Below are 20,917 nucleotides of genomic sequence, written 5' to 3'. Positions count from 1 at the left end.
GGGTGCAGGCTGTTCCTCGTGTCCTCATCCACCACCCCTGCCGCTGAGAGCGGAAGTGCCCTCTGGGCTCCTGACCGCCGTGTCCCGACGCTCGCGCTGATCCTGCTCGTCACCCTGGCCGCCTTCGAGGCGATGAGCGTCGGCACCGCGCTGCCCACGCTCGTCGCGGAGCTGGGCGGCCAGGACCTCTACTCGTGGCCGTTCACCTCGTTCCTCGCGGCGAGCGTGATCGGCACTGTGCTCTCCGGCCGCGTCTGCGACCGCCTCGGCCCCGTGCCGTCGCTGGTCGTGGCGCCGGGACTGTTCTTCGCCGGGCTCGTGGTGGCCGGTGTCGCGGACAACATGTGGGTGCTGCTCATCGGCCGCGTGCTCCAGGGCGCGGGAGCCGGTGCGCAGATCGTGGCGCTGTACGTGATGGTCGCCCTCGTCTACCCGGAGCGCGACCGGCCCGCGGCCTTCGGCGCGCTGTCCGCGGCGTGGGTGGTGCCGTCGCTGATCGGTCCCGGGCTCGCGGGCCTCGCGACCGAGCTGCTGTCGTGGCGCGTGGTGTTCCTCGGGTTGGCGCCGCTGGTCCTCATCGGTTGGTTGCTGCTCATCCCCGTGGTGAAGACGCTGCGCGCGCGTCCCGACACGGTTCCCGAGCAGCCTGACGAGCCGCGCAAGGGGCTGCCGTTGGCTGCCGTGTGCGCTGCTGTCGGTCTCTCCGCGCTGACGTGGGCTGCGGAGCACCCGCAGCTGTCGTCGCTCTTCCTCGGCCTTGGTGGTCTTGTGCTGCTCGCACCGTCGCTGCGACGGCTGTTGCCGCCCGGGACGCTGCGTGGCAAGTCCGGGCTGCCTGTCGTCGTGCTCTCGCGTGGTCTGCTGTCTGGCTCGTTCTTCGCCGTGCAGGCCTACATCCCGCTGGTGCTGTCCAACGTGCACGGTTACTCGCCGACGCTCGCGGGCGTTCCGCTGACCGTGGGCTCGCTGGGGTGGTCCGCCGCCGCTGCGTGGCAGGCGCGGCAGCGCGACGTGCAGAGCGAGGTCATGATCCGCCGTGGCTTCGTGTTGCTCGCCGTGGCTCTGGCCGGGGCCGTGCTGATCGCTCCCGCGTGGGGGCCCGCGTGGCTGATCTACCCGCTGTGGGCGGTCGCCGGTTTCGGTATGGGGACGGCCATGCCGAACATCGCGGTGCGCGTGCTCGCGCTGTCCACGCCGGCCGACCGCGGCTTCAACGGGGCCGCCGCGCAGGTGTGCGACATGTTCGGCTCAGCGGCGCTGATCGGACTCGGCGGAGTGCTCGTCGGCGCGATGGCCTCTGCGGCGCAGCCGACCGCCGCGGTCATCCCGCTCGATCTCGTGATGGCCGGTTTCGCGCTGCTCGGAGCAGCCCTGATCAGCCGCAACGTCGTGAAGTCATAGCTCGAAGCTCACGTCGGCGAACCGGCGCTCGTCGAAGCGCTCGTGCCCTTCCAGCAGCTTGCGGCCGATCCGGCGGAGGTCGCCGAGGTCGCGTTCGGTGAGCATGCCGCCGAAGCAGTCGGTCAGCGCCCGGTGGTAGGCGGGGCGGGTCCGTTCGGTGAGCGCCAGCAGACCGGCGTCGGTGAGCACGGCGTCGGTCTGCCTGCGGTTGCCGGGTGGCTGCTCCCTGGCGGCCCAGCCCCTGCGGACCAGCCGCTCGACCAGCCGGGTGGCCCCGCTCGGGCTGGTGGCGAGCGCGTCGGCGAGCCGCAGCATCGACATCCGCCGCTCGGGCGCGTTCGCCAGCCGGAAGAGCGCCTGGTGCTCCAGCAGCGTGCAGTCGCCCGCCGCCTCCATCCGCGCGGTCATCGCCGCCTGGACGGCCTCCACCGCCTGCTGGGCGTGCAGCCACGCGGACAGCACCTCGGGATGGTTCCCGGGCACGTCGATCTTCGGCCAGCTCTGGTCGGCTCCGCTCACGTGACCCAGCATACGCTTGACACCGCTAAGTTTTCGGGCGCAATCTTTTCGCATGAAAATATCTTCTCCGATCGCGGTCACGGGAGCCACCGGCGTCCAGGGCGGAGCCCTCGCCACGCTGCTCCTGGACCGTGGTCAGGCCGTCCGCGCCCTCACCCGTGATCCCGCTTCGTCCGCCGCGCGAGCGCTGCGCGACCGTGGCGCGGAGGTCGTCCGTGCCGACTTCGACGACCCTGTCTCGCTCGACGCGGCGCTGAGCGGCTGCCGGGCGTTGTTCCTGATGAGCACGCCGTTCGGTACCGACGCCGCCAACGAGATCCGTCAGGGCGTCGCCGCGATCGACGCCGCTGTCCGCGCTGACGTCCAGCACGTCGTCTTCAGCTCCGTCGCGCACGCCGACCGTGGGACCGGAGTGCCGCACTTCGACAGCAAGTACGAGATCGAGCAGTACTTGGCGCGCGCGGGCCTTGCGTGGACAGTGCTCGGTCCCGCCAAGTTCATGGACAACTACGCCACGGGCTGGGCAGCCTCGTTGTTGAGCGAGGGGCGGCTTGTACTGCCGTTGTCCGCCGACCGCTCTATCGCCTTGGTCTGCGCTGCTGACATCGCGGGCATGGCTGCGCTCGCGATGGCTGAGCCGGAACGGTTTGCCGGTGTGCGCGTTGACATCGCCGGTGACCAGCGCACGCCCGTAGAGCAGGCCGAGTCCTTCGCCGCTGTTCTCGGTCGCCCTGTTGCTTTCGAGCGCGTGGAGGCTCGTGGGTATGGCGACGACCTTGCGGCGATGTTCGACTACTTCGACACCGTGGGGCTCGACGTGGACACCGCCGCGCTTCGGGCGGAGTACCCCGAGGTTGGCTGGCGCACGTTCGACCAGTGGCTGGGAGCTACCCTGGTCAGGACATGACTTACCTGGATCACGCGGCGACCACGCCGATGCTGCCCGAGGCCGTGGCGGCGATGACCGAGGCGTTGCCCGTGGTGGGCAACGCCTCGTCGCTGCACGCTTCGGGTCGCAGGGCGCGCCGTGCGGTTGAGGAGGCCCGGGAGTCCTTGGCGGCCGCGCTCGGCGCTCACCCCTCCGAAGTGATTTTCACCGGAGGCGGAACCGAGGGCGACAACCTCGCCTTGAAGGGCATCTTCTGGTCCCGTCGCGCCGCTGACCCGCGTCGCGTCCGTGTGCTGGTTTCGGCCGTGGAGCACCACGCCGTGCTCGACAGCGCGGACTGGCTTGCCGAGCACCAGGGCGCCGTAGTTGAGACGGTCCCCGTGGACTCGGTAGGCCGCGTGCTGCCGGAAGCGTTGGCTGAGCTGATCGACCGCGATCCGGAGTCTGTGGCGCTTGTAAGCGTGATGTGGGCGAACAACGAGGTCGGCACCGTCAACGCGATCCGTGAGCTTGTCGAGGTGGCGCACGCGCGCGGTGTCCCGCTGCACACCGATGCCGTACAGGCGGTCGGGATGGTGCCGGTGGACTTCGCGGCGTGTGGTGCGAATGCGTTGGTGCTGACAGGTCACAAGCTTGGTGGCCCCGTTGGGTTTGGCGCGCTGTTGCTGCGACGTGACACCGCGTGCACTCCCGTGCAGCACGGAGGCGGACAGGAGCGCGAAGTTCGCTCTGGGACGCTCGGGCTGGCAGGGATCGTCGGGCTGGCGACGGCGGTGCGACACGTGGTGGCGTCACAGCCGGGGGAAGCGGCACGGCTGCGCGAACTGCGCGCGGAGTTGACGCGCGGAGTGCTGGAGGCTGTGCCCGACGCGGTGCTCAACGGCGATTCGTCGTCTACGTTGCCTGGGACGGCGCACTTCACGTTTCCGGGCTGCGAGGGCGACAGTCTGCTGATGTTGTTGGACAGCAAAGGGATCGAGTGCTCGACCGGCTCCGCGTGCACGGCTGGCGTTGCGCAGCCGAGCCACGTGCTGCTGGCCATGGGGGCTGACCGGGCGGCGGCGCGTGGATCGCTGCGGTTCTCCCTCGGGCATACCTCGACGGCCGAGGACGTTGCCGCTGTGGTGGCCGCGATCGGTCCGGCGGTGGAACAGCTGCGGGGCGCCGGACGGCGCAGGATCGGTGTGAGGGCGTGAACTGATGCGAGTACTGGCGGCGATGAGCGGCGGGGTGGACTCCGCGGTCGCGGCGGCGCGGGCGGTGGCCGAGGGCCACGACGTGACCGGCGTGCACCTGGCGCTGTCGGCGAAACCGGGCACGCTGCGCACCGGCTCGCGCGGCTGCTGCACGATCGAGGACTCCCACGACGCGCGCCGCGCCGCCGACGTGCTCGGCATCCCGTTCTACGTATGGGACCTCGCCGAGCGCTTCACCGAGGAGGTCGTCGACGACTTCGTCGCGGAGTACTCGGCCGGGCGCACCCCCAACCCGTGCATGCGCTGCAACGAGAAGATCAAGTTCGCCGCGCTGCTGGACAAGGCGATCGCGCTGGGCTTCGACGCGGTGTGCACCGGCCACTACGCGCGGCTGTCCACTGTGGACGGAGCGCCGGAGCTGCGGCGCAGCGCCGACGGCGACAAGGACCAGTCCTACGTGCTGGCCACGCTCACCGAGGAGCAGCTGCGGCACTCGATGTTCCCGCTCGGCGGCTCGACCAAGCCCGCCGTGCGCGAGGAGGCGGCCGAGCGCGGGCTGTCCGTCGCGGAGAAGCCCGACAGCCACGACATCTGCTTCATCCCCGACGGTGACACCAGGGGATTCCTTCGCTCCAAGATCGGCGAGCGGCCCGGTCAGCTCGTCGACGACGCCACCGGCGCGGTGCTCGGCGAGCACGCGGGCGTGCACGGCTTCACCATCGGCCAGCGGCACGGCCTCGGCATCGACACTCCGGCGCCGGACGGCCGCCCCCGCTATGTGCTCGCCCTGGAGCCGGTCTCGGGCACGGTGCGCGTCGGTTCCGCCGAGCGCCTTGAGGTCGCTTCGATCACCGGCTCGCGCGTGACGTGGCCTTCCGGTCGTCCGCTGACCGAGCCGACCGAGTGCGTCGTGCAGGTCCGCGCGCACGGCGGCCTCGCGCCCGCGTTGGCCGAGGTGTCCGGCGACTCCCTGACCCTCAGCCTCGGCGAGCCTCTGCGCGGCGTGGCCCCTGGCCAGACCGTGGTGCTCTACGAGCCCTCCCCGTCCGGCGACCTGGTCCTGGGCGCCGCCACCATCACCGCCACCGCCGCCCGCCCCCTGTAACCGCCGATGGAAGTGGTGCGCGAGCGGGCGAAGTGGTTGGCGCGCCGACTAAACCGGGCCCGTGCTAACCGCCTCAAACCCTGCGGTCTTGCGGGGTTTGCTGTCGTTGGAGACGGTGGGGGTGGGGGTTGGGTGGTCTTGAAGACCGGTGAACCTGATGACTTGCAGGACAGGGGTTAGGCGGGGGACCAATCGGAGTTGGCTCCACAGAGGACCACGCACGGCAGTGCTCCTGGGACGGCTCCGGCCAGCCATGCGGCGAAGGGGACCGCGGCGGCGGGCTCTACGGCTAGACGGCATTCCTCCCAGAGGCGGTCACGGGCGGAGAGAATTTCCTCGTCGGTGACTAGGAGTGAGAGTGCGCGCTTGTGCAACGCCTCAAAAGCGAGGGTGCCCACGCGGACGGCGCCCAGGGCTGACGCGGCCACGGAGTCCACTGTGGAGTCGACGGGGCGGCCTGCTGCGAGGGCGGTGTTGAAGCAGGAGCAAGTGGTGGGTTCTACGGCGACCACGGTTCGGGGGCCGATGACTGAGGCGATGCCGGTGATCAAGCCGCCTCCGCCAACGGCGACGACGACGGAGTCAACGTCGGGGGCGTCCTCGATGATCTCCTCGCCGACGGTGCTCTGACCCGCGACGACGTCGGGGTCGTCGTAGGCGTGCACGAAGCGCACTCCGGGCTTCTCGCCCTCTTTGAGCGCGGTGGCCAGAGCAGCGGCGTAGCCGCCCGCGTGCAGGACCACCTCGGCGCCGAGAGCGCGGACGCGGCGGAGCTTGGATTCGGGCGCGGTGGAGGGGACGTGCACGCGCGCGGGGATGCCGAGGTGTTGTGCCGCAGTGGCAACGCCCATGCCGTGGTTGCCGCCGGAGGCGGTGACGGCGAGGTCGGGGCGCGGGCCGGAAAGCAGCGCGTTGATGGCTCCGCGCAGCTTGAAGGAGCCGGTGAGCTGCAAGTGCTCCAGCTTCAGCACGAGCGGGCGTCCGTCGATCGTCAAGCGCAGCAACGGAGTGCGCCTGACGTAGGGGGCGATGCGCGCGGCGGAGGGGGAAGGCATGACTCCAGCTTGCGGCCGAGCACGCCCTCTCGGAAAGTTAAGTCTCCTGAGCCGAGTTAAGGAGCGCTAATGGTCGACGCGGGGCGGTTGCGGGTGCTCGTGGAGGTCGCGCACGCCGGATCGATCGCCGCGGCAGCAACACGAATGGCCTTCACCCCGTCCGCGTTGTCCCAGCAGCTGAGCAAGCTCGAACGCGAGGTCGGCGCCCGGCTGCTCGATCGCGGTCCCGGCGGCGTGAAGCTCACGGCGGCCGGTCGAGTCCTTGTGGAGCACGGAGAACGCGTGCTCGGCGAACTGCGGGCGGCCGACGAGGCGGTGCGCGCGCTGCTCGGCGAGGAGCCGGAGCGCCTGTCGATCGGCGCGTTCCCCACGGCGGGCCAGCTCCTGGTCCCGGGCGCGCTCGGCGAGTTCCGGAGCAGACACCCCGGAGTGCAGCTGTCGCTGGTCGACCTCGAACCGCCCTCGGGCTACGGGCTGGTGGCCTCGCGCGAGCTGGACCTGCTGATCACCCACCGCTACCCGGGTGTCGTGCTGCCGAAAGCCGATGGGCTGCAACGGTTGCTGCTGCTGGACGACCCACTGCTGATCGCCATGCCCGCCGCGCACCCGCTGGCCAGGGCCGAGCGCGTGGCGCTGGCCGACCTCGGCGGGCAGGAGTGGATCTGCGGCGGCCCCGGCATCGCGGACCTGATCACGTTGGAGCGCTTGGCACGGCGCGGCGGCACGGACGTGAAGGTCGCCTTCGAGACGCACAACTACGAGGTCACGCTGGCCCTGCTGCGGGCGGGCCTCGGCATGGCGCTGCTGCCCGCGAGCGTGTTCGCGGAGGCCGACACCACGCGCGTGGTGGCCAGGGTGCTGGCCGACGCGCGGCCGGTGCGGCGGGTGTACGTGGTCCTCCGGCGGCGGCCGTCTGCCCTGGTCAGCGAGGTTGTGGAGCTCCTGCGAACGGTGTCGGAATCCGTTCGCTGGCCGCGCTGACCCGCTCGCCCAGCGCCTCGGCGAGCAGCCTGCGGACGTGCTGGTCGTGCGCTGAGTAGTAGACGAAGGTGCCCTCGCGCCTGCCGCGGACCAGCCGGGCGAGGCGGAGCTTGGCGAGGTGCTGGCTCACCGCCGTCGGGGTCGTGCCGACGAGGTCGGCGAGCCCGGCGACGGAGGACTCACCCTGGTACAGCGCCCAGAGGATCTTGATCCTGGTCGGGTCAGCCAGGAGGCGGAACGCCTCGGTCGCCGCTCGGACGTCGTGGTCGGCTGGCATGAGGAAGTCCGGGTCGCCGGTCTGCACCGCAGCAGCTTAGCCATGTGCGTACCTGCATGCCTTCGCAGGAATGCGCACGAAAAGATGGTCGAGGGCCGCCCCCGCCACGGGGCGCGTCACGAGGGCGGCCCCCAGTCTCAGAACCCCTTGAAGATGGTCGTGAACTCCCACTGCGACTGGGCGATCCCGCTGCACGTCGGGGAGACCCCGCCGCCGGCGCAGGAGCCGTTGTCGCGGCCGATCGACCAGAAGCCGATGAAGCCGATGGAGTTCGACCGGGCCCAGTCGAGGAGTTTGCGAGCGTGGGCCTGGGTGGTGGTCATGCCGGTGTCGTTGCGGCCGATCATCGGCGTGACGCCGAGCTTGGCGCGCAGCTGCGCGTCGGACTTGTTCGGCCACACCGTTTTCATCTGCCGCAGCACGGCTTGCGAGGCGGAGATCATCGCGTCGCCCCAGTCCCCGGTGTAGCCGAAGTTCATCAGCATCGGGTTGACCAGCACGTCGACGTTGTGGCGAGCCGCGCTTTGCAGGATCTGCAAGGAGAACGGGTCGACGCCGTAGTCCTGGCCCTGCACGCGCAGGGTGTAGCCGACAGAGGTGCCGCGCTCGCGCTGGACCGTGGCGAGCGCCTGGTTGACGGTGTCGGCCGGGATCGCGGCCTCCACGTCGACGTCGATGTGCGTCGCGCCGGTCGCGTCGAGGATCTTGCGGTAGGCGCCGGCGAGCGCGGACGCGGTGCCGCACACGTGTTCCAGGTACGGGCCGAGCGCGCCGCCGGTCGCGATGACGACGTCGCCGCCCATGGCCTTCAGCTCGCGGATCTGGTTGATGATGCGAGGCTCGGTGAGGTCGATCGTGCCGCCCCACTTGGGGTCGCAGCCCGCGTGGCTGCCGAGCGCGAAGGCGAGGGTGAAGTGCTTGACGCCGGTCGCCCGCGCCACTTCGGGCAGCGTTGGCCGCTCCATCGTGATGTCGATGTAGGGCGCGTACCGGATGGGAGCTGCCGAAGATCCGCTTGCGGGATCGAGCGTTGATACAGCTGCGGACGCGGGTTGGACGAGGCCGACCAGGGCGATGAGCACGGCGAGCAGGGTTCTGACCACGACAACGCCTCCCAACGGGTGCTGGCGGCGGCCGGGCTCCTCGACCGTAAGTGGCCTGGACCACTTCGTCAATAGGTCTAGACCACAACCTCCGTATCGGCCGACCGTGCCGGGGTGATAGGCAGAGCGGGTGACACAACCGCTCCTGCCAGCCGGAACAGCGACCGGAATCGGCTCCATGCCCGGGCTCCACCCGCTCGAAGCCGCTCGTGTCGTCGCCGGTGAGCTGCCCGCGCTTCCGCACCTGCCGGAGCTGCCCGCGCGCGGTGTCGGCGCGGACCTGATCGGCCGGACCGCCGGGCTCCTGGTGGACCTGGCGGTGGAGGTCGTGCCGTCCGGCTATCGCGTGACCGCCCGCCCCGGCCGCGATCACCGCCGCTGTGTCGACCAGCTGCGCGGTGACATGGACGCGATGGAGGAAGTGCTCGACGGCGTGCGTCCGGAGTTCTTCAAGGTCCAGGCCGCGGGCCCGTGGACGCTGGCCTCGATGATCGAACTCCAGCGCGGGCACCGGGTGATGACCGACCACGGCGCGCTGCGCGAGTTCGGTGATTCGCTGGCGGAGGGCTTGGCCCAGCACGTCGCCGAGGTCTCCGCGCGCACCGGCGCCAAGGTCATCGTCCAGCTCGACGAGCCGATGCTGCCGTCCGTGCTCGCCGGGTCGCTGCCGACGCCCTCGGGCTACGGCAACGTCGCGACGGTGCACGCGCCGGAGGCGGAAGCCTTGCTGCGCAACGTGATCACTTCCGTTGGCGCTCCCGTGGTGGTGCACTGCTGCGCCGACAAGCCGCCGGTGTCGTTGCTGCGGCGGGCCGGTGCGAGCGCGATCGCTCTGGATGTTGCTCTACTGAGCGGAAAAGAGCTGCTGGACGAACTCGGCGAAGCCTGGCAGGAGGGCGTTCCGCTGTGGCTCGGCGTGGTGCCGGGCGTCGATCCCGGCAAGCCCGTGTCGTTGCGCGAGGCCACGATGCCCGCGTTCACGCTCGCTGACCGCCTGGGATTCGACCGCGCCCGGCTGAGCGAGCTGGCCGTGCCGACGCCCGCGTGCGGGCTGGCCGGGGCGACGCCGCAGTGGGCTCGGCGCGCGCTGGCGCTGGTCAACGACGTGGCGAAGGCCTTCGTGGAGCCGCCTGAGCGCTGGTGAAATCGGCTTCCGGCACGCATTGACGCGAGACGGAAGCCGGGGGGAGGATTGGCGCCCAATAGGCAACAACCTTAACTATTGGGCTCCCGCCGCCAGCCCCGGAACGGAGGGTCTGTGCGTCGTGCCCAAGCCATAGCCGTCGTCGCCGCGCTCGTCGTCACCGCCAGTCCGGCGACGGCCGCGCCCCTGGACGGCCACGTCCGCGTCGACGGGATCGGCTACGCGGTCGGTGAGAGCAAGACCGCTTACTTCCTCAGCGGTGCCAACGGGAACGCCTCCTTCGACGTGCTCAACCAGAAGGGCTCCTCCGTGCTGCGGGGGAAGGCGGGCGCGAGCCTCGGCGGCTGGAACCAGCGCTTCACCTCTGTGCGGCCGCTGGACCTCTCGGCGGTCGACAAGCCCGGCCGCTACCGCGTGCGCGTCGGCGGCGTCACCTCGCCGGAGTTCACGATCGGCGCGGCCGAGGACGTGTTCCGGCCGTGGATCGACAAGACGGTGGAGTTCTTCCAGACGCAGCGCGACGGTGCGGACGTCGTTCCAGGCTCCTTCGACCGCAAGCCCTCCCACCTCGCCGACCGCAAGGCCACGGTCTACGAGACGCCGGAGTTCGACGACCAGGACCGCCCGACCACCGTGCTCAAGCCGATCGGTGGGCCGGTGGACGTGGAAGGCGGCTGGTTCGACGCGGGCGACTTCCTCAAGTTCACCCACGCCACCTCGTACTCGCTGGCCAGCCTCCAGTACCTCCAGCGCGAGCTGAAGAAGCCGCACGCGGGGCTGAACGCGGAGATCAACCACGGGCTGAAGTGGCTCGACAAGGCGTGGGACTCCGCGAGCAAGACCCTCTACATCCAGGTCGGCATCGGGCCGGGCAACGAGGACCTCGGCTTCAAGGGCGACCACGACGTGTGGCGGCTGCCCCAGGACGACGACGCGCTCAACGTCAAGCCGGGCGATGAGAAGTACTACGTCAAGCACCGCCCGGTCTTCCGGATCACCGCGCCGATCAGCCCCAACCTGGCGGGCCGGGTCGCGGCGTCCTTCGCGCTCGGAGCGCAGTACAACGCGCGCCAGAACCCCTTGCTGGCCAAGAAGTACCTCGACGAGGCGGCCTCGATCCTGGCGAACGCGCAGACGGAGAACGTCGATCCCGACAAGCTCGTGACCGCGCTGCCGAGGGCGTTCTACCCGGAGAGCTCCTGGATGGACGACATGGAGCTGGGCGCGGCCGAACTCGCGGCGGCTGGGCGTGTGCTCAAGGACCCGCGTGCGGGGGAGTGGGCGACGGCCGCGACGAAGTGGGCCAAGCGCTACATCGACAGCGGCGAGACCGACACGCTCAACCTGTACAACACCAGCGCGCTGGCTCACGCGTCCCTGGTTCGCCTGCTGCGCAACGGTTCTGTGCGCAAGGCCGAGGTCACTGAGCGGGATCTGACCGAGCACTTGAAGAAGCAGCTCCAGTCCGGTGTGGACAGTGCGGCGAAGAGCCCGTTCCGCACGGCGGCCAGCGTCACCAGCTTCGACGCGGCTCCGCGCAGCTTCGGGTTCGCCTCCACCGCGCAGCTCTACCGCTCGCTCACCGGAGACCGCTCGTTCGACGCCTTCGGTACGCGGCAGCGCGGTTTCGCGCTCGGCACCAACGCGTGGGGAGTGTCGCTCGTCGTCGGCGCGGGGGACTTCTCGCGCTGCATCCACCACCAGGTCGCCAACATCCAGGGCGATCTCAACGGCGGCAAGAAGGTGCTGGTGGGCGCGGTGATCAACGGCCCGAACAAGGCCGGGTTGCTCGGCGACCTCGGGGATTTCGGTGACATGCGGCCGTGTCAGCGGGACATGAAGGCCTTCGACGGCGCGGGCTCGGAGTTCCTCGACGACACCAGGTCGTGGGCCACGTCGGAGACGGCGATCGACTTCACCTCGACGGCGATGCTCACCTTCGGCCTGACGTCACTGCGCTAGCAGCACTCCGGTGTAGGCGACCACGGTCACCAGCACCGTCGATCCCAGGCCGAGGACCAGTGCCTTCGGGCCGGTCCCGGCCAGGGATCGAAGCTGCACACCCGTTCCGAGCCCGAAGAGCGCGCCTGCCAACAACAATCCGGTGATGTCCTTCGTCGTCGGCACCCACGCCTCGGGGAACACCGAGGTGCTGCGCAACGCCACCATCGCGAGGAAACCCAGTACGAACAACGGAATCAGCGGCGGGCGCTTGCCCTCGACGGCAGGACGCCTGCGCCGCTCCACGATGCTCAGCCCGGCCGCGAGCGGGGCCAGCAGCACCACCCGGCTGAGCTTCACCACGACCGCGGCGGCCACGGCGGCGGCACCTGCGGGCGAGGCCGCTGCGACGACCTGAGCGACCTCGTGCACGCTCGCGCCCGCCCACGCGCCCAGCTCGACGCCGTTGGCGAGCAGCGGCAGCACCAGCATGGAGATGCTGCCGAACAGCGTGACCAGGCCGATCGCGGTGGCGACCTCCGACTCCTCGCGCTCCACGATGCCCTCGACGGCGGCGACCGCGGACGCGCCGCAGATCGAGAAACCCGTGCTGACCATCAACGTCAGCCCGCGCGGCAAGCCGAGCAGCCGGCCGAGCAGCACCGTTCCGAAGAACGTCACCACGACCGTCACCAGCACCACGAGCAGCATCCCGCCGCCGAGCTGGAGGACCTGCGCCACCGACAGCTGCACGCCGAGCAGGACGACGCCCGCGCGCAGGAATCGTCGCGTCGCCCACTTGAGGCCCGCCTTCGCCGACTCCGGCAGCACCGGGAGGTTGCCGGCCACGACACCGAGCACCACCGCGCCGGTCAACGGGCTCACCGCCGGGAGCAGCCGGTTCACCGCGAGCGCGAGGACGACGGCGAGGCTGATGGCGATGAGGCCGGGGGTGTGGGTGCGGACGGCTACGGGCACGCTGTCACCCTGCCTCCTGCGCTGAGCCTTCGGTACCCCAGAGATCAGCAACAGGTCATACCCTTGAGCTATGAGTCAGCCGCCGGACGTCGAGTCGCTCCGACTGCTCGTCCTGGTCGGCGAGCTGGGCAGCCTCGGCCGCGCGGCCCGCGCCTTGGAGATCAGCCAGCCCTCGGCGAGCAAGCGGATGTCCACTTTGGAGCGCCGACTGCGCCTGGAGCTGGTCGAGCGCGGCCCCGGCGGCTCCAGTCTCACCACGGCGGGGCGCGTGGTGAGCGACTGGGCGCGGCGCGTGCTCGACGAGCTGGACGTGCTGCTGGCCGGAGCCGAGGCGCTGCGCGGCGAACAGGACGCTGAGCTGCGCGTCGCCGCGAGCATGACCGTTGCCGAGCACCTCGCGCCCGGCTGGATCGCGGAGCTGCGGCGCGGCGCGGACGACCTCTACGTCGGGCTTCAGGTCACGAACTCCGGCACCGTCGCTGACCTGGTGCGCAAGGCCGAAGTCGCGATCGGCTTCATCGAGTCGCCGACCGTGCCGCCTGGCCTGAACTCCCGCCGTGTGGCCACCGACCGGCTCGCCGTGGTCGTCGCACCGCACCACGCGTGGTCGCGCAGGCGGCGCCCGCTGACCGCTGCCGAGCTGGCCGCGACCCCGCTCGTCGTGCGCGAGCCCGGCTCCGGCACGCGTGACACTTTGGAGCGCGCGATCGGCGCTGTGCAGCCGTTGCTCGAACTCGGCTCGACGACGGCCGTGCGCAGCGCGGTGATGAGCGGCGCGGGACCCGCCGTGCTGAGCGTGCTCGCCGTGCAGTCGGACCTCGCTGACGGCAGGCTCGTCGAAATCCCGGTCGACGGCCTGGACCTCCGCCGTTCGCTGCGCGCGGTGTGGCCGTCCGGGCGCACGCTCGGCGGTCACGCGGCGACGTTGCTCGCGGTCGCGGTTCGCTCCACGCCGTGACCTGCTCACTACGGCGAGGTGACGAAACCACCTCCGGCAGTGCAACATGATCGGCGACAAGAATGGGGTGCATGTGAAGTTCCTGCGTCGCCGAGCCGAGGAACCCGATCACGCCGCGCTCGCCGCCGCCTTCTGGCAGCGGTGGGACGAGCTGCTGCCCGTGCTCAGCTCCGCGCTCGGCGAGCGTGAACCGCGCAAGGTCGAGCCGCTGCTGTGCGACACCGTCACCGCGCTGCACCCCGACCTGCACTTCACCATCGAGCGCGGCCACGAGTCCGTGTACGCGCTCGTGGTCAGCGCTCAGGGCGATCCCGCGCTGCGCCCCTACACCGACGCGTGGCTGGCCGCCGCGCCTCCGTCGAGCGCGCTGTGGGAGTACCACGACGCCGTGCCCGCGGTGCCCGATCCGACGCAGGTGACGGTGAACCTCGGCGCGCACCGGCTCGCGCTCGGCCAGGTCCGCGTTTCGGCGCGGGTCGACGAGGACGCGGGCGTGGTCGACGTGGAGGTCTACCACCCGAGGCTGGCCGAGCTGGACGACGCCGCCAAGGCCGCGATGACCTTCCTGCCGCTGGACGCCACGCTCGGCGAACGGCTCGCGGCGGACCGGCTCGGCCGGGTGGAGACGGCGGAGACCGAACCGGATGACTCGATCGGGTTACTGGAGTTCCGCGACCTGGTGCGCGAACTGGACCGGCTGGCAGGCGGCTGAGGTTACGCTGCACGCGTGACCAGCGCCGATGATGTTCCGAACGACGTGCGAGAGCGCCACTCGGTGCTCGCTCAGGAGATCTCCGAGCACCAGTTCCGGTACTACTTCAAGACGCCGACGATCTCCGACGGTGAGTTCGACGCGTTGTTCCAGGAGCTCCAGGCGCTCGAAGCCGAGCACCCGTCGCTGGTCACACCGGACTCGCCGACCCAACGCGTCGGCACGGAGTTCGTCACCGAGTTCAACGCCGTCGACCACCTGGAGCGGATGCTCAGCCTCGACAACGCCTTCGACCACGACGACGTGCGCGCGTGGGTGGAGCGGGTGGAGAAGGAGGTCGGCGACGGCGCGCACTACCTGTGCGAGCTGAAGATCGACGGGCTCGCGGTCAACCTGCTGTACGAGAACGGCCGCCTCACCAGGGGTCTGACCAGGGGTGACGGGCGCACCGGCGAGGACGTGACGCTCAACCTGCGGACACTGCGCGACATCCCTTCGCAGCTCACCGGGACCGACGAGTTCCCCGTGCCGGAGCTGGTGGAGGTGCGCGGCGAGGTGTTCTTCACCCTGGAGGACTTCGAGGCGCTCAACGCCGGTCAGGTCGCCGCCGAGAAGCCGCCCTTCGCCAACCCGCGCAACGCGGCGGCGGGATCGTTGCGGCAGAAGGACCCGCGCGTCACCGGGAGCAGGTCGCTGCGGATGATCTCGCACGGCCTCGGCAAGCGCGGGGGCTTCGAACCCGCGCGGCAGTCGGAGTCCTACGCGGCGCTGAAGGCGTGGGGCCTGCCGGTGTCACGGCACACCAAGGTTCTGTCCACTGTGGACGAACTGCTCGCGCACATCGACCACTGGGGCGAGCACCGGCACGACGCCGAGCACGAGATCGACGGCGTGGTGATCAAGGTCGACGAGGTGCCGCTGCAACGCAGGCTCGGCAGCACCTCGCGCGCGCCGCGCTGGGCCATCGCCTTCAAGTACCCGCCGGAGGAGGCCACCACCGAGCTCATCGACATCCGGGTCAACGTCGGCCGCACCGGCCGGGTCACGCCGTACGCGGTGATGGAGCCGGTCAAGGTCGCCGGGTCCACCGTCGCGATGGCCACGCTGCACAACGCCGACGAGGTCCGGCGCAAGGGCGTGCTCATCGGCGACCGCGTGGTGATCCGCAAGGCGGGCGACGTGATCCCGGAGGTGCTCGGCCCGGTCGTGGACGCGCGCGACGGCTCCGAGCGCGAGTTCGTGATGCCGACCCACTGCCCGGAGTGCGCGACGGAGCTGGCGCACCAGAAGGAGGGCGATGTCGACATCCGTTGCCCCAACCAGCGCAGCTGCCCGGCTCAGCTGCGGGAACGGCTGTTCCACCTGGCCGGGCGCGGCGCGTTCGACATCGAGGTGCTCGGGTACAAGGCCGCGACCGCGCTGCTGGAGTCCGGGGTGATCGCCGACGAGGGCGACGTCTTCGACCTCGACGCCGAGAAGCTGCTCCGGGTCGAGCTGTTCCGCACGGACAAGGGCGTGCTGTCCAAGAACGGCGAGAACCTGCTGGAGAACCTCGACACCGTCAAGGACCGTCCACTGTGGAAGGTCATCGTGGCGCTGTCGATCCGGCACGTCGGCCCCACCGCCGCGCAGGCGCTCGCCCGCGAGTTCGGCTCTCTGGAGGCCATCGCGTCGGCGGAGGAGGAGAAGCTGGCCGCCGTCGACGGCGTCGGCCCGCGCATCGCCAAGTCCGCGCACGAGTGGTTCCAGGTCGACTGGCACCGCGAACTGGTGGACAAGTGGCGCGCGGCGGGCGTGCGCATGGAGGACGAGCGCGACGAGTCCGTGCCCAGGACCCTCGAAGGCATGTCGATCGTGGTCACCGGCACCATGACCGGCTACTCCCGCGACGAGGCCAAGGAAGCGATCATGGCGCGCGGTGGCCGGGCCGCGAGCGCGGTCTCCAAGAAGACCTCCTTCGTGGTGGTCGGCGACAACCCCGGCTCCAAGCACCAGAAGGCACTCGACCTCAAGGTCCCCGTCCTGGACGAACCCGGCTTCACCACCCTCCTCGCCGAAGGGCCGGAAGCCGCCGCCAAGATCGCCCAGTTCAGCGACCCCGCCTGAGCGCGCGGGCCGCTCAGTCGGGGAGGACCACCGAGACGATGCCCGCCAGGTGCGCCAGGCGGGCGACCTCGGCGGCGCGGAACATGGGGCCTCCTGGGCGGCCGACGAGGAGCACCCGGTCGGGGTTGCCCAGGGGGGTGGCGGCCAGCTCGGTGCCCAGTTCGCGCCAGGTCTCGGGAACCCACTCCTCCTCGCCGTCGAGGATGCGGGCCTTCGCCAACGGCAGCCAGGGCAGTTCGACCGCGCGCGTCTCCGGGGCCGCGGTGGAGGCCGCGAGCCGCTCCACGCCACCGGGGCTCCGGCGGGCCACCACGGCCCAACCGGCGCGGATGATCCGGGGAACGCCCTCGGTGAACACCGCGACGCCCTTGAGCGGCTCGGCGGCCACCTCCTCGACGAGCTCCAGCTCGCGGTGGGTGTCGAGCACACCGGCGTAGGGCCGGACCGCGTCCACCTCGACGCCCTCGACGGACTCCGCCGCGGTGATCAGCACGTCCGGCAGCCTGCCGGAGGGCAGCTCCACCACCAGGTCGTCGACGGCCACGCCGGGTGAGCGTTCCACCACGTCCACGCTGAGGATGTCCGCGCCGATCTCACCCAGGGCCGACGCGACGGCGCCGAGCGTGCCTGGGCGATCGGGAAGCTGTACCCGGATCAGGAATGACACCGGCTCCAACGCCTCCTGAGCTGCAAGGGTCGGCGTCCGCGCGCCGCTGTCGGCCGCCGATTGTGGCAGAACACCCGGCGGGCGCCACCGTCCACGGCCACTGTTCTCCGGACGGAAGCACGTTCTTAACGTCCCCAGTTCTACCAGTGACCCCCGACAACGCCGCCCGGTAACCGGTTCGGAAGCCGGAGGTGCCGCGCCATACACTCGGTCGGTCACACGTACCCGCACCACGCCGCACCGAGGGGTCGATCAAGTGCCCGCAATTTCGCGCGAGGAGGTGGCCGGCCTCGCGAAGCTCGCCAGGCTCTCGGTCACCGAAGCCGAGCTGGACACCTTCGCAGGTCAGCTCGACGTCATCCTGCAGTCGGTTGCCCGCGTCGGCGAGGTGGCCGGTGCGGAGATCCCGCCGACCTCGCACGCCGTGCCGTTGACCAACGTCTTCCGCGAGGACGTCGTCCGGCCGGGCCTGACCCAGGAGCAGGCGCTCGCGGGCGCCCCCAAGTCCGAAGACGGCCGGTTCCGGGTGCCCCGGATCCTCGGCGAGGAGGCGTGATGAGCGACAGTCGCTTGCGGGCTGGAGCAGTGGACCCGGCGCTGACGAGGCTCACCGCGGCGGAGCTGGCCGCGAAGATCCACTCGCGCGAGACCACCTCGGTCGCCGTGACCCGGGCGCACCTGGACCAGATCGGCGCCACCGACGCCGACGTCAACGCCTTCCTGCACGTGGACACCGAGGGCGCGCTGGCCGCCGCCGCCGAGGTCGACGCCGCGCTGGAGGCCGGGAAGGCCCCCGCGTCGCCGCTGGCCGGTGTGCCGCTGGCGCTCAAGGACGTCTTCACCACCAAGGGCATCCCGACCACCTGCGGCTCCAAGATCCTCGAGGGCTGGATCCCGCCGTACGACGCCACGGTCACCCGCCGCCTGCGCGAGGCCGGGGTGATCATCCTGGGCAAGACCAACATGGACGAGTTCGCGATGGGCTCCTCCACCGAGAACTCCGCGTACGGCCCGACCCGCAACCCGTGGGACCTGCACCGGATCCCCGGCGGCTCCGGCGGCGGCAGCTCGGCGGCGCTGGCCGCGTTCCAGGCCCCGCTGTCCATCGGCACCGACACCGGCGGCTCGATCCGCCAGCCCGGCGCGGTCACCGGCACGGTCGGCGTGAAGCCCACCTACGGCGGCGTCTCGCGCTACGGCCTGGTGGCCTTCTCCTCCTCGCTGGACCAGGCGGGCCCGTGCGCGCGCACCGTCCTGGACGCGGCGCTGCTGCACGAGGTCATCGGCGGCTACGACCCGCTGGACTCCACCTCCATCAACGCTCCCGTGCCCGCCGTGGTCGCGGCCGCGCGCGAGGGCGCCAAGGCCGACCTGACCGGCGTGCGCGTCGGCGTCGTCCCGGAGTTCCGCGGCGAGGGCTACCAGCCCGGCGTCATCGGCGCCTTCGAGCTGGCCGTGGAGCAGCTGCGGGCGCTGGGCGCGGAGATCGTCGAGGTCCCCTGCCCGAACTTCGCCTACGCGCTGCCCGCCTACTACCTGATCGCGCCGAGCGAGGCCTCCTCGAACCTGGCCCGCTTCGACGCGATGCGCTACGGCCTGCGGGTCGAGGACGACGGCGCGCACAGCGCCGAGGAGGTCATGGCGCTGACCCGCGAGGCCGGTTTCGGCCCGGAGGTCAAGCGCCGCATCATGATCGGCACCTACGCGCTGTCCTCGGGCTACTACGACGCCTACTACGGCTCGGCGCAGAAGGTCCGCACGCTGATCACCCGCGACTTCGAGTCCGCCTTCCAGCAGGTCGACGTGCTGGTCTCGCCGACGACCCCGACCACCGCGTTCAAGATCGGCGAGCGGGTGGACGACCCGATGGCGATGTACCTGGCCGACCTGTGCACCATCCCGTCCAACCTCGCGGGCAACGCGGCCATGAGCGTGCCGTGCGGCGTCGCGGAGGAGGACGGCCTCCCCGTCGGCCTGCAGATCATGGCCCCGGCGCTGGCCGACGACCGGATGTACCGGGTCGCCGCCGCCTACGAGGTCGCGCGCGGCGGGCCGCTGATGAACTCCGCGCCGCGGCTCGAGCCGGTGCGATGACCGAGGGCGAGGACGGCGCGGTCCGCAAGGCCGTCGGCGAGGTGCTGCACGGGGTCGAGCTGTTCCCCCTGCCGAAGGGCTGGACCCCGGTCGAGGCGCTGACCGTGGTCAAGTGCATGGACCCCAACGGACAGATGACCTGGTGCACGCGCAGGACGTCCGGGATCAACGACGAGGAAATGCTCGGCTCGATGATGCTGCAGATCGAGCTGCTCAAGCGGGACATGCTTGCCGACTGGGAGAACGACGGCGATGACGACGACTGATATCGCGGACCTGATGGACTACGTCGAGGTCCTTGAGCGCTTCGACCCGGTGCTCGGTCTCGAAGTGCACGTCGAGCTGCACACCAACACCAAGATGTTCTGCGGCTGCCCCACCACCTTCGGCGCCGAGCCCAACACCCAGGTGTGCCCGACCTGCCTGGGCCTGCCGGGCTCGCTGCCGGTGGTCAACGGCAAGGGCGTGGAGTCGGCGATCCGCATCGGCCTCGCGCTCAACTGCGAGATCGCGCGGTGGTGCCGGTTCGCGCGGAAGAACTACTTCTACCCGGACCAGCCGAAGAACTTCCAGACCTCCCAGTACGACGAGCCGATCGCCTTCAACGGCCACCTCGACGTGGTGCTGGAGGACGGCGCGGTCTTCCGCGTGGAGATCGAGCGCGCGCACATGGAGGAGGACACCGGCAAGTCGCTGCACGTCGGTGGCGCCACCGGGCGCATCCACGGCGCGGACTACTCGCTGCTGGACTACAACCGCGCGGGCGTTCCGCTGATCGAGATCGTCACCAAGCCGATCACCGGTACCGGCGCGCGCGCCCCGGAGATCGCCAAGGCCTACGTCGGCGCGCTGCGCGACCTGCTCCGCGCGCTGGACGTCTCGGACGTGCGGATGGACCAGGGTTCGCTGCGCTGCGACGCCAACGTGTCGCTGATGCCCAAGGGCGCCAGCGTCTTCGGCACGCGCACCGAGACCAAGAACGTCAACTCGCTGCGCAGCGTCGAGCGCGCGGTGAGCTACGAGATGCGCCGGCACGCGGCGATCCTGGTCGACGGCGGCGAGATCGTCCAGGAGACGCGGCACTTCGACGAGTCCACCGGGGCCACCTCCGCCGGGCGCCGCAAGGAGACCGCCGAGGACTACCGGTACTTCCCGGAGCCCGACCTGGTGCCGGTCGCGCCGTCCACCGAGTGGGTCGAGCAGCTGCGCACCACGCTGCCCGAGCTGCCGTGGGAGCGCCGCAAGCGCGTGCAGGCCGAGTGGAACCTCTCCGACCTGGAGCTGCGCGACCTGGTCAGCGCGGGCGCGCTCGACCTGATCGTGTCCACTGTGGACGCTGGAGCCGAGTCCGACGCGGCGCGCTCGTGGTGGGTCTCCTACCTGGCGCAGCAGGCCAACTCGCGCGGTGTCGAGCTGGACGCGCTGCCGATCACGCCCGCCCAGGTGGCGAAGGTGATCGCGCTGGTCGCCGACGGCACGCTCACCAACAAGCTGGCCCGCCAGGTCGTCGACGGCGTGCTGGCCGGAGAGGGCGAGCCGGAGGAGGTCGTCGCCGCGCGCGGGCTGAAGGTCGTCTCCGACGACTCCGCGCTGCTGGCCGCGGTCGACGAGGCCCTGGCCGCGCAGCCGGACGTCGCGGAGAAGATCCGCAGCGGCAAGGTGCAGGCCGCGGGCGCGGTCGTCGGCGCGGTCATGAAGGCCACCAAGGGCCAGGCCGACGCCAAGCGCGTGCGCGAGCTCGTCCTGGAGCGCTGCAAGTAGTGTGAGTTCGGGCCGCTTCTCCCTCTTGAG

At 70.8% G+C, this 20,917-nt stretch carries 20 protein-coding genes; 14 read left to right on the top strand and 6 right to left on the bottom strand.

Translation table 11 applies throughout. From position 1 onward, the window contains the following. Positions 1-18: 18 nt before the first annotated feature. Complete coding sequence (locus tag ABD798_RS30755) at positions 19-1,401, top strand: MFS transporter (RefSeq protein WP_344882579.1); 1,383 nt, start codon at positions 19-21, stop codon at positions 1,399-1,401. On the opposite strand, the gene ABD798_RS30750 is transcribed toward ABD798_RS30755, so the two are convergent. Continuing rightward, positions 1,396-1,920, bottom strand: coding sequence for a MarR family winged helix-turn-helix transcriptional regulator (locus ABD798_RS30750; RefSeq protein WP_344882576.1), 525 nt, complete (start codon positions 1,918-1,920; stop codon positions 1,396-1,398). The genes ABD798_RS30755 and ABD798_RS30750 overlap by 6 nt on opposite strands. Before the next feature lie 52 nt (positions 1,921-1,972). On the opposite strand from ABD798_RS30750, the gene ABD798_RS30745 reads away from it, so the two are divergent. Genes ABD798_RS30745 through mnmA form a run of 3 tightly spaced genes read left to right on the top strand, consistent with a single transcriptional unit; the run spans position 1,973 to position 5,110 of the window. Next, positions 1,973-2,827, top strand: a complete 855-nt coding sequence (locus ABD798_RS30745; protein ID WP_344882573.1) for an NmrA/HSCARG family protein — start codon at positions 1,973-1,975, stop codon at positions 2,825-2,827. Next, positions 2,824-4,005 carry a cysteine desulfurase family protein gene (locus ABD798_RS30740; RefSeq protein ID WP_344882570.1) on the top strand — a complete coding sequence of 394 codons (1,182 nt, stop codon included), beginning with the start codon at positions 2,824-2,826 and terminating at the stop codon, positions 4,003-4,005. The genes ABD798_RS30745 and ABD798_RS30740 overlap by 4 nt, the downstream gene beginning before the upstream one ends. 4 nt (positions 4,006-4,009) lie before the next feature. Further along, positions 4,010-5,110 carry a tRNA 2-thiouridine(34) synthase MnmA gene (gene mnmA, locus ABD798_RS30735; RefSeq protein ID WP_344882567.1) on the top strand — a complete coding sequence of 367 codons (1,101 nt, stop codon included), beginning with the start codon at positions 4,010-4,012 and terminating at the stop codon, positions 5,108-5,110. A gap of 176 nt (positions 5,111-5,286) precedes the next feature. On the opposite strand, the gene ABD798_RS30730 is transcribed toward mnmA, so the two are convergent. Continuing rightward, positions 5,287-6,165: a serine/threonine dehydratase gene (locus ABD798_RS30730; RefSeq protein ID WP_344882564.1), complete on the bottom strand. Its 879-nt coding sequence runs from the start codon at positions 6,163-6,165 to the stop codon at positions 5,287-5,289. A gap of 69 nt (positions 6,166-6,234) precedes the next feature. On the opposite strand from ABD798_RS30730, the gene ABD798_RS30725 reads away from it, so the two are divergent. Continuing rightward, on the top strand, positions 6,235-7,146 hold the full coding sequence (locus ABD798_RS30725; protein ID WP_344882561.1) for a LysR substrate-binding domain-containing protein: 912 nt from the start codon (positions 6,235-6,237) through the stop codon (positions 7,144-7,146). Here the strand turns inward: ABD798_RS30725 and ABD798_RS30720 are convergent. Next, positions 7,088-7,423 carry an ArsR/SmtB family transcription factor gene (locus ABD798_RS30720; RefSeq protein WP_344883678.1) on the bottom strand — a complete coding sequence of 112 codons (336 nt, stop codon included), beginning with the start codon at positions 7,421-7,423 and terminating at the stop codon, positions 7,088-7,090. The two genes, ABD798_RS30725 and ABD798_RS30720, sit on opposite strands and share 59 nt — an antisense overlap. Positions 7,424-7,560: 137 nt before the next feature. After that, positions 7,561-8,526: a chitinase gene (locus ABD798_RS30715; protein WP_344882558.1), complete on the bottom strand. Its 966-nt coding sequence runs from the start codon at positions 8,524-8,526 to the stop codon at positions 7,561-7,563. A 130-nt stretch (positions 8,527-8,656) separates the two neighbouring features. Here ABD798_RS30715 and ABD798_RS30710 point away from each other — a divergent pair, with 130 nt between their 5' ends. Together ABD798_RS30710 and ABD798_RS30705 are read left to right on the top strand one after the other, a co-directional pair. Then, the gene (locus tag ABD798_RS30710) at positions 8,657-9,670 is read left to right on the top strand and encodes a methionine synthase (RefSeq protein WP_344882555.1); all 1,014 of its coding nucleotides are present in this window, start codon (positions 8,657-8,659) and stop codon (positions 9,668-9,670) included. Between the two features lie 114 nt (positions 9,671-9,784). Beyond that, a complete protein-coding gene (locus tag ABD798_RS30705) occupies positions 9,785-11,632 on the top strand; it encodes a glycoside hydrolase family 9 protein (RefSeq protein WP_344882552.1) in 1,848 nt (615 codons plus the stop codon). Here ABD798_RS30705 and ABD798_RS30700 read toward each other — a convergent pair. After that, the gene (locus tag ABD798_RS30700) at positions 11,621-12,589 is read right to left on the bottom strand and encodes a YeiH family protein (RefSeq protein WP_344882549.1); all 969 of its coding nucleotides are present in this window, start codon (positions 12,587-12,589) and stop codon (positions 11,621-11,623) included. The genes ABD798_RS30705 and ABD798_RS30700 overlap by 12 nt on opposite strands. Positions 12,590-12,659: 70 nt before the next feature. Between ABD798_RS30700 and ABD798_RS30695 the strand changes: the two genes are divergently transcribed. From ABD798_RS30695 to ligA, 3 genes are read left to right on the top strand one after another with little or no spacing between them, the layout of a single operon-like run. After that, positions 12,660-13,547: a LysR family transcriptional regulator gene (locus ABD798_RS30695; protein ID WP_344882546.1), complete on the top strand. Its 888-nt coding sequence runs from the start codon at positions 12,660-12,662 to the stop codon at positions 13,545-13,547. 46 nt (positions 13,548-13,593) lie between these two features. Continuing rightward, positions 13,594-14,259 (top strand): CBS domain-containing protein, encoded by a 666-nt coding sequence (locus ABD798_RS30690; protein ID WP_425549298.1) that lies wholly within the window; start codon positions 13,594-13,596, stop codon positions 14,257-14,259. A 15-nt stretch (positions 14,260-14,274) separates the two neighbouring features. Beyond that, positions 14,275-16,365 (top strand): NAD-dependent DNA ligase LigA, encoded by a 2,091-nt coding sequence (ligA, locus tag ABD798_RS30685; RefSeq protein ID WP_344882540.1) that lies wholly within the window; start codon positions 14,275-14,277, stop codon positions 16,363-16,365. 13 nt (positions 16,366-16,378) lie between these two features. Here ligA and ABD798_RS30680 read toward each other — a convergent pair whose 3' ends face one another. Continuing rightward, positions 16,379-17,032 (bottom strand): ACT domain-containing protein, encoded by a 654-nt coding sequence (locus ABD798_RS30680; protein WP_344882538.1) that lies wholly within the window; start codon positions 17,030-17,032, stop codon positions 16,379-16,381. Positions 17,033-17,288: 256 nt separating this feature from the next. Between ABD798_RS30680 and gatC the strand changes: the two genes are divergently transcribed. Genes gatC through gatB form a run of 4 tightly spaced genes read left to right on the top strand, consistent with a single transcriptional unit; the run spans position 17,289 to position 20,887 of the window. Beyond that, entirely contained in the window at positions 17,289-17,588 is a 300-nt protein-coding gene (gatC, locus tag ABD798_RS30675; RefSeq protein ID WP_344882535.1) for an Asp-tRNA(Asn)/Glu-tRNA(Gln) amidotransferase subunit GatC, read from the top strand. Then, positions 17,588-19,126, top strand: a complete 1,539-nt coding sequence (gene gatA / locus ABD798_RS30670) for an Asp-tRNA(Asn)/Glu-tRNA(Gln) amidotransferase subunit GatA (protein WP_344882531.1) — start codon at positions 17,588-17,590, stop codon at positions 19,124-19,126. Before gatC ends, gatA begins: the two co-directional genes overlap by 1 nt. After that, positions 19,123-19,392 (top strand): hypothetical protein, encoded by a 270-nt coding sequence (locus ABD798_RS30665; protein ID WP_344882528.1) that lies wholly within the window; start codon positions 19,123-19,125, stop codon positions 19,390-19,392. The genes gatA and ABD798_RS30665 overlap by 4 nt, the downstream gene beginning before the upstream one ends. Continuing rightward, complete coding sequence (gene gatB / locus ABD798_RS30660) at positions 19,379-20,887, top strand: Asp-tRNA(Asn)/Glu-tRNA(Gln) amidotransferase subunit GatB (protein ID WP_344882525.1); 1,509 nt, start codon at positions 19,379-19,381, stop codon at positions 20,885-20,887. The genes ABD798_RS30665 and gatB overlap by 14 nt, the downstream gene beginning before the upstream one ends. Positions 20,888-20,917 lie beyond the last annotated feature (30 nt).

The sequence above is a fragment of the Allokutzneria multivorans genome (assembly GCF_039537405.1).
GTDB lineage: Bacteria > Actinomycetota > Actinomycetes > Mycobacteriales > Pseudonocardiaceae > Allokutzneria > Allokutzneria multivorans.
This window is presented reverse-complemented; position numbering and strand designations above follow the sequence as displayed.

What these genes read in the sequence shown, in the direction of transcription:
- ABD798_RS30745 (WP_344882573.1), top strand. Translation starts at nt 1,973, where the DNA reads ATGAAAATATCTTCTCCGATCGCGGTCACGGGAGCCACCGGCGTCCAG.
- ABD798_RS30740 (WP_344882570.1), top strand. Translation starts at nt 2,824, where the DNA reads ATGACTTACCTGGATCACGCGGCGACCACGCCGATGCTGCCCGAGGCC.
- mnmA (WP_344882567.1), top strand. Translation starts at nt 4,010, where the DNA reads ATGCGAGTACTGGCGGCGATGAGCGGCGGGGTGGACTCCGCGGTCGCG.
- ABD798_RS30730 (WP_344882564.1), bottom strand. Translation starts at nt 6,165, where the DNA reads ATGCCTTCCCCCTCCGCCGCGCGCATCGCCCCCTACGTCAGGCGCACT.
- ABD798_RS30725 (WP_344882561.1), top strand. Translation starts at nt 6,235, where the DNA reads ATGGTCGACGCGGGGCGGTTGCGGGTGCTCGTGGAGGTCGCGCACGCC.
- ABD798_RS30720 (WP_344883678.1), bottom strand. Translation starts at nt 7,423, where the DNA reads ATGCCAGCCGACCACGACGTCCGAGCGGCGACCGAGGCGTTCCGCCTC.
- ABD798_RS30695 (WP_344882546.1), top strand. Translation starts at nt 12,660, where the DNA reads ATGAGTCAGCCGCCGGACGTCGAGTCGCTCCGACTGCTCGTCCTGGTC.
- ABD798_RS30690 (WP_425549298.1), top strand. Translation starts at nt 13,594, where the DNA reads ATGATCGGCGACAAGAATGGGGTGCATGTGAAGTTCCTGCGTCGCCGA.
- gatA (WP_344882531.1), top strand. Translation starts at nt 17,588, where the DNA reads ATGAGCGACAGTCGCTTGCGGGCTGGAGCAGTGGACCCGGCGCTGACG.
- ABD798_RS30665 (WP_344882528.1), top strand. Translation starts at nt 19,123, where the DNA reads ATGACCGAGGGCGAGGACGGCGCGGTCCGCAAGGCCGTCGGCGAGGTG.
- gatB (WP_344882525.1), top strand. Translation starts at nt 19,379, where the DNA reads ATGACGACGACTGATATCGCGGACCTGATGGACTACGTCGAGGTCCTT.